This window comes from Burkholderia sp. IO2 (genome assembly GCF_029522185.1).
In the GTDB taxonomy this organism is placed as follows: domain Bacteria; phylum Pseudomonadota; class Gammaproteobacteria; order Burkholderiales; family Burkholderiaceae; genus Burkholderia; species Burkholderia cenocepacia.
Genome location: NZ_JAKWFH010000037.1, coordinates 43,354 through 56,630 on the forward strand (window position 1 = coordinate 43,354; position 13,277 = coordinate 56,630).

26 protein-coding genes are annotated in these 13,277 nt (G+C 59.8%); all 26 read right to left on the reverse strand.

Going from position 1 to position 13,277, the window contains the following annotated elements; all coding sequences use genetic code 11:
* Position 1 precedes the first annotated feature (1 nt).
* Complete coding sequence (gene rpsM / locus MMB92_RS22820; protein ID WP_006400641.1) at positions 2-367, reverse strand: 30S ribosomal protein S13; 366 nt, start codon at positions 365-367, stop codon at positions 2-4.
* A 38-nt stretch (positions 368-405) separates the two neighbouring features.
* Positions 406-522 (reverse strand): 50S ribosomal protein L36, encoded by a 117-nt coding sequence (gene rpmJ, locus MMB92_RS22825; RefSeq protein WP_004199844.1) that lies wholly within the window; start codon positions 520-522, stop codon positions 406-408.
* A gap of 20 nt (positions 523-542) precedes the next feature.
* Positions 543-761 (reverse strand): translation initiation factor IF-1, encoded by a 219-nt coding sequence (gene infA / locus MMB92_RS22830; protein ID WP_004521905.1) that lies wholly within the window; start codon positions 759-761, stop codon positions 543-545.
* Between the two features lie 7 nt (positions 762-768).
* Positions 769-2,118 carry a preprotein translocase subunit SecY gene (gene secY, locus MMB92_RS22835; protein ID WP_006482915.1) on the reverse strand — a complete coding sequence of 450 codons (1,350 nt, stop codon included), beginning with the start codon at positions 2,116-2,118 and terminating at the stop codon, positions 769-771.
* A 42-nt stretch (positions 2,119-2,160) separates the two neighbouring features.
* Positions 2,161-2,595: a 50S ribosomal protein L15 gene (gene rplO, locus MMB92_RS22840; protein ID WP_006482880.1), complete on the reverse strand. Its 435-nt coding sequence runs from the start codon at positions 2,593-2,595 to the stop codon at positions 2,161-2,163.
* Between the two features lie 26 nt (positions 2,596-2,621).
* Positions 2,622-2,804 carry a 50S ribosomal protein L30 gene (rpmD, locus tag MMB92_RS22845; RefSeq protein WP_006400644.1) on the reverse strand — a complete coding sequence of 61 codons (183 nt, stop codon included), beginning with the start codon at positions 2,802-2,804 and terminating at the stop codon, positions 2,622-2,624.
* Positions 2,805-2,819: 15 nt separating this feature from the next.
* On the reverse strand, positions 2,820-3,338 hold the full coding sequence (gene rpsE / locus MMB92_RS22850; RefSeq protein ID WP_006482895.1) for a 30S ribosomal protein S5: 519 nt from the start codon (positions 3,336-3,338) through the stop codon (positions 2,820-2,822).
* Positions 3,339-3,352: 14 nt separating this feature from the next.
* On the reverse strand, positions 3,353-3,718 hold the full coding sequence (gene rplR / locus MMB92_RS22855) for a 50S ribosomal protein L18 (protein WP_006477183.1): 366 nt from the start codon (positions 3,716-3,718) through the stop codon (positions 3,353-3,355).
* A 12-nt stretch (positions 3,719-3,730) separates the two neighbouring features.
* Entirely contained in the window at positions 3,731-4,261 is a 531-nt protein-coding gene (gene rplF, locus MMB92_RS22860; RefSeq protein WP_006477184.1) for a 50S ribosomal protein L6, read from the reverse strand.
* Between the two features lie 18 nt (positions 4,262-4,279).
* Positions 4,280-4,675 carry a 30S ribosomal protein S8 gene (gene rpsH, locus MMB92_RS22865; protein WP_006477185.1) on the reverse strand — a complete coding sequence of 132 codons (396 nt, stop codon included), beginning with the start codon at positions 4,673-4,675 and terminating at the stop codon, positions 4,280-4,282.
* Positions 4,676-4,689: 14 nt separating this feature from the next.
* Positions 4,690-4,995, reverse strand: a complete 306-nt coding sequence (gene rpsN / locus MMB92_RS22870) for a 30S ribosomal protein S14 (RefSeq protein WP_006482884.1) — start codon at positions 4,993-4,995, stop codon at positions 4,690-4,692.
* Positions 4,996-5,002: 7 nt separating this feature from the next.
* Complete coding sequence (rplE, locus tag MMB92_RS22875; protein ID WP_006482882.1) at positions 5,003-5,542, reverse strand: 50S ribosomal protein L5; 540 nt, start codon at positions 5,540-5,542, stop codon at positions 5,003-5,005.
* 16 nt (positions 5,543-5,558) lie between these two features.
* Complete coding sequence (rplX, locus tag MMB92_RS22880; RefSeq protein WP_006477187.1) at positions 5,559-5,867, reverse strand: 50S ribosomal protein L24; 309 nt, start codon at positions 5,865-5,867, stop codon at positions 5,559-5,561.
* A 9-nt stretch (positions 5,868-5,876) separates the two neighbouring features.
* Positions 5,877-6,245 (reverse strand): 50S ribosomal protein L14, encoded by a 369-nt coding sequence (rplN, locus tag MMB92_RS22885; protein WP_006482918.1) that lies wholly within the window; start codon positions 6,243-6,245, stop codon positions 5,877-5,879.
* 309 nt (positions 6,246-6,554) lie between these two features.
* Complete coding sequence (gene rpsQ / locus MMB92_RS22890) at positions 6,555-6,827, reverse strand: 30S ribosomal protein S17 (protein ID WP_006477189.1); 273 nt, start codon at positions 6,825-6,827, stop codon at positions 6,555-6,557.
* Complete coding sequence (gene rpmC, locus MMB92_RS22895) at positions 6,824-7,018, reverse strand: 50S ribosomal protein L29 (RefSeq protein ID WP_006400652.1); 195 nt, start codon at positions 7,016-7,018, stop codon at positions 6,824-6,826. The genes rpsQ and rpmC overlap by 4 nt, the downstream gene beginning before the upstream one ends.
* Positions 7,019-7,027: 9 nt before the next feature.
* Positions 7,028-7,444: a 50S ribosomal protein L16 gene (rplP, locus tag MMB92_RS22900; protein ID WP_006482873.1), complete on the reverse strand. Its 417-nt coding sequence runs from the start codon at positions 7,442-7,444 to the stop codon at positions 7,028-7,030.
* 2 nt (positions 7,445-7,446) lie between these two features.
* Complete coding sequence (rpsC, locus tag MMB92_RS22905; RefSeq protein WP_006482899.1) at positions 7,447-8,247, reverse strand: 30S ribosomal protein S3; 801 nt, start codon at positions 8,245-8,247, stop codon at positions 7,447-7,449.
* A gap of 11 nt (positions 8,248-8,258) precedes the next feature.
* On the reverse strand, positions 8,259-8,588 hold the full coding sequence (rplV, locus tag MMB92_RS22910; protein WP_004199272.1) for a 50S ribosomal protein L22: 330 nt from the start codon (positions 8,586-8,588) through the stop codon (positions 8,259-8,261).
* Between the two features lie 12 nt (positions 8,589-8,600).
* On the reverse strand, positions 8,601-8,876 hold the full coding sequence (rpsS, locus tag MMB92_RS22915) for a 30S ribosomal protein S19 (protein WP_004199273.1): 276 nt from the start codon (positions 8,874-8,876) through the stop codon (positions 8,601-8,603).
* A gap of 10 nt (positions 8,877-8,886) precedes the next feature.
* Positions 8,887-9,714, reverse strand: coding sequence for a 50S ribosomal protein L2 (gene rplB / locus MMB92_RS22920; RefSeq protein WP_006482900.1), 828 nt, complete (start codon positions 9,712-9,714; stop codon positions 8,887-8,889).
* Positions 9,715-9,716: 2 nt separating this feature from the next.
* Positions 9,717-10,031 (reverse strand): 50S ribosomal protein L23, encoded by a 315-nt coding sequence (gene rplW, locus MMB92_RS22925; RefSeq protein WP_004199275.1) that lies wholly within the window; start codon positions 10,029-10,031, stop codon positions 9,717-9,719.
* Positions 10,028-10,648, reverse strand: a complete 621-nt coding sequence (gene rplD, locus MMB92_RS22930; protein ID WP_006477192.1) for a 50S ribosomal protein L4 — start codon at positions 10,646-10,648, stop codon at positions 10,028-10,030. Before rplD ends, rplW begins: the two co-directional genes overlap by 4 nt.
* Positions 10,648-11,298: a 50S ribosomal protein L3 gene (gene rplC, locus MMB92_RS22935; RefSeq protein WP_006482922.1), complete on the reverse strand. Its 651-nt coding sequence runs from the start codon at positions 11,296-11,298 to the stop codon at positions 10,648-10,650. The genes rplD and rplC overlap by 1 nt, the downstream gene beginning before the upstream one ends.
* 178 nt (positions 11,299-11,476) lie before the next feature.
* Positions 11,477-11,788 (reverse strand): 30S ribosomal protein S10, encoded by a 312-nt coding sequence (gene rpsJ / locus MMB92_RS22940; RefSeq protein ID WP_004199280.1) that lies wholly within the window; start codon positions 11,786-11,788, stop codon positions 11,477-11,479.
* A gap of 287 nt (positions 11,789-12,075) precedes the next feature.
* Entirely contained in the window at positions 12,076-13,266 is a 1,191-nt protein-coding gene (gene tuf, locus MMB92_RS22945) for an elongation factor Tu (protein WP_006482910.1), read from the reverse strand.
* Positions 13,267-13,277: the final 11 nt, after the last annotated feature.

Below are 13,277 nucleotides of genomic sequence, written 5' to 3' on the forward strand. Positions count from 1 at the left end.
CTTACTTCTTCAGCGCTTGCGCTGCACGACGCGGACCCTTGCGGGTACGTGCGTTCGTACGCGTACGCTGACCGCGCATCGGCAGGCCCTTGCGATGACGGACGCCGCGGTAGCAACCGAGGTCCATCAGGCGCTTGATGTTCATCGTCACTTCACGGCGCAGATCGCCTTCGACGACAAACTTGCCTACTTCTTCACGCAGCTTTTCCAGGTCTGCGTCGGTCAGATCCTTGACCTTCTTCGAAAAATCGACGCCAGCTGCCACGCAGATGCTGCGCGAACGGGTGCGGCCGATACCGAAGATAGCCGTCAGGCCGATCTCGGTATGCTGGTGATTCGGGATGTTAACCCCTGCGATACGAGCCATTGTTTTTCCTCAAACAAAAAGCGCAAACAAACGCGCGGTCAGCCTTGGCGCTGCTTGTGGCGCGGATCCGAGCTGCAGATCACGCGAACGACGCCTTTGCGCTTGATGATCTTGCAATTGCGGCAAATGCGCTTAACCGATGCCATCACTTTCATGATAATACCCTTTTTTCAAATCACTTCGCCCGGAACACGATCCGCGCACGAGACAGATCGTAAGGCGTCAATTCAACCGTCACCTTGTCGCCCGGCAGGATGCGGATGTAGTGCATCCGCATCTTCCCGGAAATATGCCCCAACACGACATGGCCGTTTTCCAGCTTCACGCGGAAGGTCGCATTCGGGAGGTTTTCAATCACCTCACCCTGCATCTGGATTACATCGTCTTTGGCCATAGTCCTTTCAACGCATCGGGATGTTGCCGCCCTTGAAGTTAGCCTTCTTGAGCAGTGACTCATACTGTTGCGACATAACGTACGACTGCACCTGCGCCATAAAGTCCATCGTGACGACGACAATGATCAGCAGCGACGTTCCACCAAAATAAAACGGCACGTTCCAGCGCAGCACCAGGAATTCCGGCAGCAGACACACGAAGACGATGTAGATCGCACCGGCCAGCGTCAGACGCGTGAGGATGCGGTCGATATATCGTGCGGTCTGATCGCCCGGACGGATGCCCGGAACAAACGCGCCGCTCTTCTTCAGGTTGTCTGCGGTCTCCCTGCTGTTGAACACCAGTGCGGTGTAGAAGAAGCAGAAAAACACGATTGCCAGCGTGTACAGCAGCACATAGACCGGCTGGCCCGGCTTCAGCGCTTCCGCAACGTTATGCAACGTATTGGAAATCCAGCTTCCTGTCGGCTGACCGGTACTGAACCAGCCGAGAATCGTTGCCGGGAACAGAATGATCGACGATGCAAAGATCGGCGGAATCACGCCCGACATGTTCAGCTTCAGCGGCAGATGCGACGACTGCCCACCGTAGATCTTGTTGCCGACCTGACGCTTTGCGTAGTTCACGAGGATCTTGCGCTGACCGCGTTCGATGAACACGACCAGGTAAGTCACCGCGGCGATCAGAACGACGATGATGATCGCCGAAATGATGCTCATCGAACCCGTACGCACCAGCTCGAACAACCCACCCACGGCATTCGGGAACCCTGCTGCAATCCCGCCGAAGATGATGATCGAGATACCGTTGCCCAGACCACGCTCGGTAATCTGCTCACCGAGCCACATCAGGAACATCGTGCCCGTTACCAGCGTCACGACCGTCGTCAGACGGAACAGCATGCCGGGATCGGTGACGAGGCCCGGCTGGTTTTCCAGCGCAGCCGCGATACCGAATGCCTGGAAGGTCGCGAGCACCACGGTGAAATACCGCGTGTACTGCGTGATCTTCCGTTGCCCTGCCTGCCCTTCCTTCTTCAGCGCCTCGAGCTGCGGCGAAACGATCGCCAGCAACTGCATGATGATCGACGCCGAGATGTACGGCATGATCCCCAGCGCAAAGATCGTGAAGCGGGAAAGCGCGCCACCCGAGAACATGTTGAACATGCCCAGGATGCCGCCCGCCTGGCTCTGGAACAGCTTTGCCAGTTGATCCGGATCGATGCCCGGCACGGGAATGTGCGCGCCGATGCGATAGACGATCAGCGCCAGGAGCAGGAACATCGCTCGCCGGCGCAGATCGCCGAATTTCGCCGTGCTTCGACCGGGTTTTGCAAGACTCGGGCTGTTAGCCAAGTACCTTCTCCGATGAATGCAAGTGACGACGCGCTACGCGTGTCACTCGGCGAACGAACCGCCAGCCGCTTCGATCGCAGCGCGCGCACCCTTGGTGGCACCGAGACCCTTCACGACGATCTTGCGCTTCAGTTCGCCCGTCGCGATGATCTTTGCGCTCTTCGTCAGCTCGCCGACCAGGCCGGCTTGCTTCAGTGCGAGCAGATCGATCTCGTCGACCGGCAGCTTCTCGAGGTCGCCCAGGCGCACTTCACCGACGAATTCCTTCGTCAGCGACGTGAAGCCGCGCTTCGGCAGACGACGTTGCAGCGGCATCTGACCGCCTTCGAAACCGACTTTGTGGAAGCCGCCCGAACGCGATTTCTGACCCTTGTGACCACGGCCAGCCGTCTTGCCGAGGCCCGAACCGATGCCACGACCGACGCGACGCTTGGCGTGCTTGGCGCCAGCTGCCGGCTTCAGGTTATTCAATTCCATATCAACTCCTTGATCCGTAGGGCCGCTTACGCGATGACCTTAACGAGGTACGAGACCTTGTTGATCATGCCGCGGACCGCCGGCGTGTCCTGCAGCTCGCTAACCGAGTTGAGTCGGCGCAGGCCCAGGCCACGCACGGTCGCGCGGTGCGATTCGCGGGTCCCGATCAGGCTCTTGACGAGCTGAACCTTGACAGTTTTTTCAGACATGGTGACCACCCGGGCTTAGCCCAAAATTTCTTCGACGGACTTGCCGCGCTTCGCCGCGATGTCTGCCGGGGTCGACTGCTTGCGCAGGCCGTCCAGCGTGGCGCGAACGAGGTTGTACGGGTTCGTCGAACCGTGGCTCTTCGCCACGACGTTCTGAACGCCCATCACGTCGAACACTGCGCGCATCGGGCCGCCGGCGATCACGCCCGTACCTGCCTTCGCCGGAGCGAGGAGGACAGCGGATGCGCCGTGCTTGCCGTGCACTTCGTGTTGCAGCGTGCCGTTCTTGAGCGGCACCTTGAACATGTTGCGGCGAGCTTGTTCCATTGCCTTCTGGACAGCGACCGGCACTTCCTTCGCCTTGCCCTTGCCCATACCGATGCGGCCATCACCGTCGCCAACCACGGTCAGTGCGGCGAAGCCGAGAATACGGCCACCCTTCACGACCTTGGTCACGCGGTTGACCGAAATCATCTTTTCGCGAAGGCCGTCGTCGCGCTCGTCAGCCTGAACTTTCGCTTGCATCTTTGCCATGACGAATTCCTTCCTTAGAACTTGAGCCCAGCTTCGCGAGCTGCCTCAGCCAGCGCCTTGACGCGGCCGTGGTAGCGGAAGCCCGAGCGGTCGAAGGCGACGGATTCGATGCCGGCAGCCTTTGCCTTTTCGGCAATACGCTTGCCGATCAGCGTCGCGGCATTGACGTTGCCGCCCTTGCCCGACTTGTCGGCCAGTTCTGCGCGCACTTCCGCTTCGAGCGTCGACGCGCTGGCCAGCACCTTGGTGCCGCAGGGCGAGAACACTTGAGCGTAGATGTGCGTGTTCGTGCGATGCACGGCGAGACGCGCGACCTGCAGCTCAGCGATCTTGATACGCGTCTGGCGAGCGCGGCGCAGGCGAGATTGAGTCTTATCCATGATTGCGCACCCTTACTTCTTCTTCGTTTCTTTGAGGATCACAACCTCGTCGGCATAACGCACGCCCTTGCCCTTGTACGGCTCCGGCGGACGGTAACCGCGGACTTCCGCAGCCACTTGACCGACTTGTTGCTTGTTGATCCCCTTGATCACGATTTCGGTTTGCGTCGGGGTTTCAGCCTTGACGCCTTCCGGCATCTGGTGCACCACCGGGTGCGAGAAACCCAGCGACAGGTTCAGCTTGTCGCCTTGCGCTTGCGCACGGTAACCGACGCCAACCAGCGTCAGCTTGCGCTCGAAACCCTTGGTCACGCCGTGCACGGCATTCGCGATGATCGCGCGCATCGTGCCCGACAGTGCATTTGCTTCGCGGCTTTCGTCGACCGGCGACAGATTCAGCGTGCCGTCGTTGTTCGCCACGTTCACGAGCGGATTGATCGCTTGCGTGATGGTGCCCAGCGGGCCCTTGACGGTGATTGCACCGTCGGCCAGCTTGACTTCCGCGCCTTGCAGCGCGATCGGGCTCTTACCTACTCGAGACATGTTTCTCTCTCCTCGGCTTTAAGCGACGTAGCAGATGACTTCGCCGCCGACGCCGGTAGCGCGCGCCTTGCGGTCGGTCATCACGCCCTTCGGCGTCGACACGATTGCCACACCGAGGCCATTCATGACCTGCGGAATGTCGTTACGGCCGCGGTACACGCGCAGACCAGGCTTCGACACGCGCTCGAGGCGTTCGATGACCGGGCGACCTGCGTAGTACTTCAGCGCGATATTCAGTTCGGACTTCGCACCTTCCGCCTTCACGGCGAAATCGTCGATATAACCTTCGTCCTTCAGGACTTGCGCGATTGCAACCTTGACCTTCGACGAGGGCATCGCGACCGATACCTTCTCGACCATCTGCGCGTTGCGGATGCGAGTCAGCATATCGGCGATAGGATCACTCATGCTCATTTACGTTTCTCCTATTACCAGCTCGCCTTGGTCAGGCCAGGAATCTCGCCACGGAATGCGATTTCACGAATCTTGTTACGCGCGAGGCCGAATTTACGGAACGTGCCACGCGGACGGCCCGTGATCGCGCAGCGGTTACGCTGGCGGGTCGGGTTTGCGTTGCGGGGCAGTTGCTGCAGCTCCAGGCGTGCTTCGTAGCGCTCTTCTTCCGACTTGCTTTGGTCTTCGACGATCGCCTTCAGCGCTTCGCGCTTTGCTGCGAACTTCGCGACCAGGCGGGCGCGCTTCTTTTCACGTTCGATCAGTGCCAGTTTAGCCACGGTAACCTCAGTTTCTGAACGGGAACTTGAAGCTGGCGAGCAGAGCCTTTGCTTCGTCGTCGGTCTTCGCAGTCGTCGTGATGCTGATGTTCAGCCCACGCAGTGCGTCGATCTTGTCGTAATCGATTTCGGGGAAAATGATCTGCTCTTTCACACCGATGTTGTAGTTGCCACGGCCATCGAAAGCACGACCCGACACGCCGCGGAAGTCACGCACGCGGGGCAGGGCAACCGTCACGAAACGGTCGAGGAATTCGTACATCGCGCGGCCACGCAGCGTCACCATCGCGCCGATCGGGTAACCCTGGCGGATCTTGAAGCCTGCGATTGCCTTGCGGGCCTTCGTGACGACCGGCTTCTGGCCAGCGATCTTCGTGAGGTCGCCAACGGCGTTCTCGATGATCTTCTTGTCAGCGATCGCTTCGCCAAGACCCATGTTCAGCGTGATCTTGGTGATGCGCGGCACTTCCATGACCGACTTGTAACCGAACTTCTCGATCAGGCCGGGCACAACCTTTTCTTTGTAAAACTCTTGAAAACGAGCCATTTTTTACTCCGCTGCGTCAGGCGCTCAGTACGGCACCGGTCGTCTTCAGGAAGCGAACCTTCTTGCCTTCCTCGACCTTGATGCCAACACGCGACGCCTTGCCATTCGCGTCGACCAGTGCGACGTTCGAAATATGCAGGGGCATCGTCTTCGCTTCCACGCCGCCCGTCGTACCCTTCATCGGGTTCGGCTTCACATGCTTCTTGACGAGGTTGATACCTTCAACCGTCACATGTTCAGCACCGACAGCCAGCACGACGCCGCGCTTGCCCTTGTCCTTGCCAGTGACGACGATGACTTCGTCACCTTTGCGAATCTTGTTCATCGCGACTCCTTACAGCACTTCCGGCGCCAGCGAAACGATCTTCATGAATCGTTCGCTACGCAGCTCACGCGTCACCGGCCCGAAAATACGGGTGCCGATCGGCTCGAGCTTGTTATTCAAAAGCACAGCGGCGTTGCCGTCGAACTTGATCAGCGAGCCGTCTTGACGGCGCACGCCCTTGGCGGTGCGGACCACCACGGCGTTGTAAATTTCGCCTTTCTTCACGCGCCCGCGCGGCGTTGCCTCTTTGACGCTCACCTTGATGATGTCGCCAATGCCGGCATAACGACGCTTCGAGCCGCCGAGCACCTTGATGCACAGGACTTCACGTGCACCCGTGTTGTCGGCTACTTCGAGCCGAGATTCGGTCTGGATCATGGTTTGTCTTTCCCAACTTAATCCGGATGCACCACCATGATGCATTCGGTCAGTCTTGGTCCCGTCAGCCAATCGGCTGCTTGGGTTGGAACAGCAGCGACGGCAAACGAAACCCGCCATCGCAATTCGGTGAATCTTTCGGACAGGCAGGCGCCAGTCCGCTTCCCCCACCAACTTCGCCCGCGACGGGGCTCCCATAAAGAGGGAAGACCGGGATTATAACAAATAATCCCGGTCACGCAAGCAAAAACTTTGCGATTTCAAGCACTTCGTGGAGAAGTGCCCGTTACTGCCTACTGCGCTGCCCGCTTAGATGACGCGAGCGGCTTCGACGAGGCGCGACACCGTCCAGGCCTTCGTCTTCGAAACAGGACGCGTTTCCTGAATTTCGACGAGATCGCCTTCGTTGTAGGTGTTCGCTTCATCGTGCGCGTGGTACTTCTTCGAACGCACGACATACTTGCCGTAGATCGGGTGCTTGACGCGGTGCTCGATCAGCACGGTGACGGTCTTGTCCATCTTGTTGCTGACGACCCGACCGACCAGCGTCCGCTTCAGCGAGGTTTTCACGCTATCGTTCATTTCTGGTTCGCCTTCTGAGTCATGACGGTCCGCACACGTGCGATGTCGCGACGAACCTTCTTCAGCTGGCTCGTGTTCGTGAGCTGCTGGGTCGCGAGTTGCATGCGCAGGCCGAATTGCGCCTTCAGCAGGTCCGCCAGCTCCTTGTTGAGCGCGGCCTGGTCTTTCTGGAGAAGTTCGGAAGCCTTCATGTTTTCTCCTTAGGCGCCGAGCTGGCGCACGATGAATGCCGTCTTCAGCGGCAGCTTGGCTGCAGCCAGACGGAACGCTTCGCGTGCCAGTTCTTCGGTTACGCCGTCCATTTCATAGAGCATCTTGCCCGGCTGAATCTCGGCGACGTAGTACTCCGGGTTACCCTTACCGTTACCCATACGCACTTCGGCCGGCTTCTGCGAAATCGGCTTGTCCGGGAAGATCCGGATCCAGATACGGCCGCCACGCTTGATGTGACGCGTCATTGCACGACGCGCCGCTTCAATCTGACGTGCGGTCAAACGACCGCGACCGATCGCCTTCAGGCCGAATTCACCGAACGACACTGCGTTGCCGCGCGTCGCCTTGCCGGTGTTACGACCCTTCTGCTCTTTACGATACTTTCTGCGTTTCGGTTGCAGCATCGTTATTCTCCAGTCTTGCCGTCTTCGGGCTTGCCGGCGCCACGGCGCGGTGCGCCACGACGAGCACCCGGAGCGCCGCCTTCGCCGTCACGGCGCGGACGACGGTCGCCCGGACGCGCATTGCGACGCGGACGCTTGTCTTCGGCTACTTCTTCCACCACCGGTGCGTCGTTGCGGCCGAGCGTATCGCCCTTGTAGACCCACACCTTGACGCCGATGATCCCGTAAGTCGTCTTCGCTTCCGAAGTCGCGTAGTCGATATCAGCACGCAGCGTGTGAAGCGGCACGCGACCTTCGCGATACCACTCCGTACGAGCGATTTCGATACCGTTCAGACGGCCTGCGCTCATGATCTTGATGCCTTGGGCACCCAGACGCATCGCGTTCTGCATCGCACGCTTCATCGCGCGACGGAACATGATCCGGCGCTCGAGCTGTTGCGTGATCGAGTCAGCGATCAGCTGAGCATCGGTTTCCGGCTTGCGGATTTCTTCGATGTTGACGTGAACCGGCACGCCCATGCGGCGTTGCAGTTCCGTCTTCAGCTGTTCGATATCCTCGCCCTTCTTGCCGATGACCACGCCCGGACGCGAGCTGTAAATCGTGATGCGCGCGTTCTTCGCCGGACGCTCGATGACGACCCGACCGACCGAAGCGTTCTTCAGCTTCTTCTTCAGGTATTCACGAACACCGATGTCTTCCTGCAGCATCGCCGCGAAATTGTTGTTGTTCGCGTACCAACGCGAAGCCCAATTGCGGCTGACAGCCAGGCGGAAGCCAGTCGGATGAATTTTCTGTCCCATCGTATGGCTCCTTAATTCCCGACCGTCACAGTGATGTGACAGGATTGCTTCTCGATGCGGTTACCGCGGCCCTTTGCGCGCGCGGTGAAACGCTTGAGCGATGCAGCCTTGTCGACGTAGATGCTCTTGATCTTGAGCTCGTCGATATCAGCGCCTTCGTTGTGCTCCGCATTCGCGATTGCCGACAGCACAACCTTCTTCACGATGCCAGCCGCCTTCTTCGGCGAGAACGTCAGAACGTTCAGCGCCTTGTCGACCGGCAAACCGCGGATCTGGTCAGCCACAAGGCGCGTTTTTTGCGCCGAGATGCGGGCACCGCGATGAATTGCTTTCACTTCCATCTTGATTGCCCCTTATTTCTTGGCCTTCTTGTCGGCTGCGTGACCCTTGAACGTACGGGTCAGTGCGAACTCGCCAAGCTTGTGGCCGACCATGTTTTCCGAGATGTACACCGGAACGTGTTGACGGCCGTTGTGAACAGCGATCGTCAGGCCGATGAAATCCGGCAGAATCGTCGAGCGACGCGACCAGGTCTTGATCGGCTTTTTGTCGCGCGAAGCTGCAGCCGCCTCAACTTTCTTCAGCAAATGGGCGTCGCAGAACGGACCTTTTTTAACAGAACGTGCCATTGCCTACTCCTTAACGCTTGTGACGGCGCTGGACGATCATCGTCGTCGTGCGCTTGTTGCTGCGGGTGCGGTAACCCTTAGCCGGCGTACCCCACGGGCTCACCGGGTCGCGACCTGCAGCCGTCTTGCCCTCACCACCACCGTGCGGGTGATCAACCGGGTTCATCGCAACGCCACGCACCGTCGGGCGGATACCGCGCCAGCGGTTCGCGCCAGCCTTGCCGATCTGGCGCAGGCTGTGCTCTTCGTTGCCGACTTCACCGATCGTTGCACGGCACTCGATGTGCACGCGGCGGATTTCGCCCGAACGCAGACGAACCTGCGCGTAGACGCCTTCGCGCGCCAGCAGCATGGCCGACGTGCCAGCCGAACGCGCCATTTGCGCGCCCTTGCCCGGCAGCATCTCGATGCAGTGGATCGTCGTACCGACCGGAATGTTGCGGATCGGCAGCGTGTTGCCTGCACGGATCGGCGCTTCCGAACCCGACATCAGCTGTTGGCCGACGGTCAGGCCCTTCGGGGCGATGATGTAGCGACGTTCGCCGTCTGCGTAGAGCACCAGCGCGATGTTCGCGCTGCGGTTCGGGTCGTACTCGAGACGTTCGACCTTTGCCGGGATGCCGTCCTTCGTGCGACGGAAATCGACGATACGGTAGTGTTGCTTGTGACCACCACCCTTGTGACGCGTGGTGATACGACCGTTGTTGTTACGGCCGGCGGTCGAGCTCTGCGAGTCGAGCAGTGCCGCGAACGGCTTGCCCTGGTGCAGGTTCTTGTTGACCACCTTGACCATCGCGCGGCGACCCGGCGATGTCGGCTTAACTTTAACGATTGCCATGATTACTTGGCCTCCGCTTCAAAGTTGATTTCCTGGCCGGGCTTCAGGCAGACGTACGCCTTCTTCACGTCCTTGCGGCGGCCCATCGAACGGCCAAAGCGCTTTTGCTTGCCCTTCTGAACCAGCACGTTGACGGAATCAACTTCAACCTTGAACAGCAGCTCGACAGCCGCCTTCACTTCCTGCTTCGTGGCATCCGGTGCGACTTCGAACACGACTTGCTCGTTCTTGTCGGCAACCAGCGTCGCCTTTTCCGAGATCACCGGTGCGAGCAGGACCTGCATCAAACGATGATCGTTCTTGCGAATCTCGCTCATGACAGCAACTCCTCGATCTGGGCGACCGCAGCCTTCGTGACCAGCACTTTCTTGAAGTAGATCAGCGACAGCGGGTCAGCGTAGCGCGGCTCGACAATCGCCACGTGCGGCAGGTTGCGCGAAGCCAGGTACAGGTTCTCGTCGACCGTGTCGGTGATGATCAGCACGGAGTCGAGACCCATGGTCTTGAATTTGTCGGCCAGCAGCTTGGTCTTCGGCGCTTCGAGGATGATGTCCTCGACGACCGACAGACGGCCTTCACGGGCCAGCTGCGAGAAGATCGAGCAGAGACCTGCGCGATGCATCTTCTTGTTGACCTTGTGCGAGAAGTTTTCTTCCGGCGAATTCGGGAAGATACGACCACCGCCACGCCACAGCGGGCTCGACGACATACCGGCACGAGCGCGGCCCGTACCCTTCTGGCGCCACGGCTTCTTGGTCGTGTGCTTGACTTGCTCACGGTCCTTCTGTGCGCGGTTACCCTGGCGAGCATTCGCCTGGTAAGCGACGACGACCTGGTGGATCAGCGCTTCGTTGTAGTCACGACCGAACACGACGTCCGATGCGTTGACCACTGCACCTTCCTGACCATTTTCGTTCAGGAGCTTGAGTTCCATTATTTCGCCCCCTTGGTCTTGACGGCCGGCGTCACGAAGACCTTGCCGCCCTTCGCGCCCGGAATCGCACCCTTCACGAGCAGCAGCTTGCGCTCTGCGTCGATACGAGCGATTTCGAGGTTCTGCACCGTCACCGTCACGTCACCCATGTGACCCGTCATGCGTTTACCCGGGAAAACACGACCCGGATCCTGCGCCATACCGATCGAGCCCGGCACGTTGTGCGAGCGCGAGTTACCGTGCGTGGCACGGCCGGAGGAGAAGTTGTAACGCTTGATCGTACCGGCGTAGCCCTTACCGATCGACACGCCTTGCACGTCGACCTTCTGGCCCACTTCGAAAAGATCTGCACCGACCACGGCGCCATTCGACAGCTCGGCTGCCTTGGCCGCGTCAATGCGGAATTCCTTGAGGATTTCACCGGCTTCGACACCGGCTTTGGCGAGATGACCTGCCAGCGGCTTCGTCACGCGCGATGCGCGGCGGGAGCCGAATGCAACCTGCACGGCCGTGTAGCCGTCGGTTTCAACAGTCTTGATCTGCGTCACGCGGTTGTCCGACACGTCCAGCACGGTGACGGGAATCGAATCCCCTTCCGCCGTGAAGATACGGGTCATGCCAACCTTGCGACCTACGAGTCCAAGGCTCATCATTTTCTCCATTCCCGACTGCGATTGGTCGGGGCTGATTTACAAAATGCCGGGCACGCAAGGCCCAACTTTTTTACGCGAATACGCGAAAAGCCAAGCAGTATAGCCCGACTTCTCGATTTCCGCAAGCAATACAAAGACTTAGCGCCATCCGGCACGCCGGTCGGCGCCGAAAGCCTTACTGCAGCTTGATTTCCACGTCGACGCCAGCCGGCAGGTCGAGCTTCATCAGCGCGTCGACGGTCTTGTCCGTCGGGTCGACGATGTCCATCAGGCGCTGGTGGGTACGGATTTCGAGCTGATCGCGCGACGTCTTGTTGACGTGCGGCGAACGCAGGATGTCAAAACGCTGGATGCGCGTCGGCAGCGGCACCGGGCCACGGACGATTGCGCCAGTCCGCTTCGCGGTATCGACGATTTCGGCAGCCGATTGATCGATCAGACGATAGTCGAAAGCCTTCAGGCGAATGCGGATTTTCTGTTGCTGCATGACAATTCCTTGAAAAGAGCGAGGCGATATTGCATCGCCGGACACTAAAAGAACGTGAAACATGACACCAGCGGGGAGCGAAGCATCAGGTTCCGGACGGTACTTCCACTGCTAAGCCCGCGATTCTACACGAAATTCTGGAGCAGTGTGGCGTGTTTCTCGGCCCGCGCAACGCGCGGCCGCAAAAACAAAACCGGGCGCCAGCACAAGCTGGGCACCCGGTTTCGGCGGTACAACGGCGTACCGCGGGAATCGCGGACCCCACCGGGATCCGCGGATCGTCGATATTACTCGATGATCTTGGCGACGACGCCGGCGCCGACCGTACGGCCGCCTTCGCGGATCGCGAAGCGCAGACCTTCTTCCATCGCGATCGGAGCGATCAGCTTCACCGTGATCGACACGTTGTCGCCCGGCATCACCATTTCCTTGTCCTTCGGCAGCTCGATCGAGCCCGTCACGTCCGTCGTACGGAAGTAGAACTGCGGACGGTAGTTGTTGAAGAACGGCGTGTGACGGCCGCCTTCGTCCTTGCTCAGCACATACACTTCAGCCGTGAAGTGCGTGTGCGGCGTGATCGAACCCGGCTTCGCCAGAACCTGGCCACGCTCCACGTCTTCACGCTTCGTGCCGCGCAGCAGGATACCCACGTTGTCGCCTGCCTGACCTTGGTCCAGCAGCTTGCGGAACATTTCAACGCCCGTGCAGGTCGTCTTCACCGTCGGCTTGATACCGACGATTTCGATTTCCTCGCCGACCTTCACGATGCCGCGCTCGACACGACCCGTCACCACCGTACCACGGCCCGAGATCGAGAACACGTCTTCCACCGGCATCAGGAACGCGCCGTCAACTGCACGCTCCGGCGTCGGGATGTACGTGTCCAGCGCGTCGGCCAGGCTCATGATCGCCACTTCGCCCAGCTCGCCCGTGTCGCCTTCCAGCGCCAGCTTCGCCGAACCCTTCACGATCGGCGTGTCGTCGCCCGGGAAGTCGTACTTCGACAGCAGTTCGCGAACTTCCATCTCGACCAGCTCGAGCAGTTCAGCGTCGTCCACCATGTCGCACTTGTTCAGGAACACGATGATGTACGGAACGCCAACCTGACGCGCCAGCAGGATGTGCTCACGCGTTTGCGGCATCGGGCCGTCTGCTGCCGAGCAAACCAGGATCGCGCCGTCCATCTGCGCCGCGCCCGTGATCATGTTCTTCACATAGTCAGCGTGGCCCGGGCAGTCGACGTGTGCGTAGTGGCGGTTAGCCGTTTCGTACTCGACGTGCGCCGTATTGATCGTGATGCCGCGCGCCTTTTCTTCCGGTGCCGCGTCGATCTGGTCGTATGCCTTCGCTTCGCCGCCGAACTTCTTCGTCAGAACCGTCGTGATCGCTGCCGTCAGCGTCGTCTTGCCGTGGTCAACGTGACCAATCGTACCAACGTTCACGTGCGGCTTGGTCCGCTCAAACTTTTCTTTTGCCATGATTCTCTTCT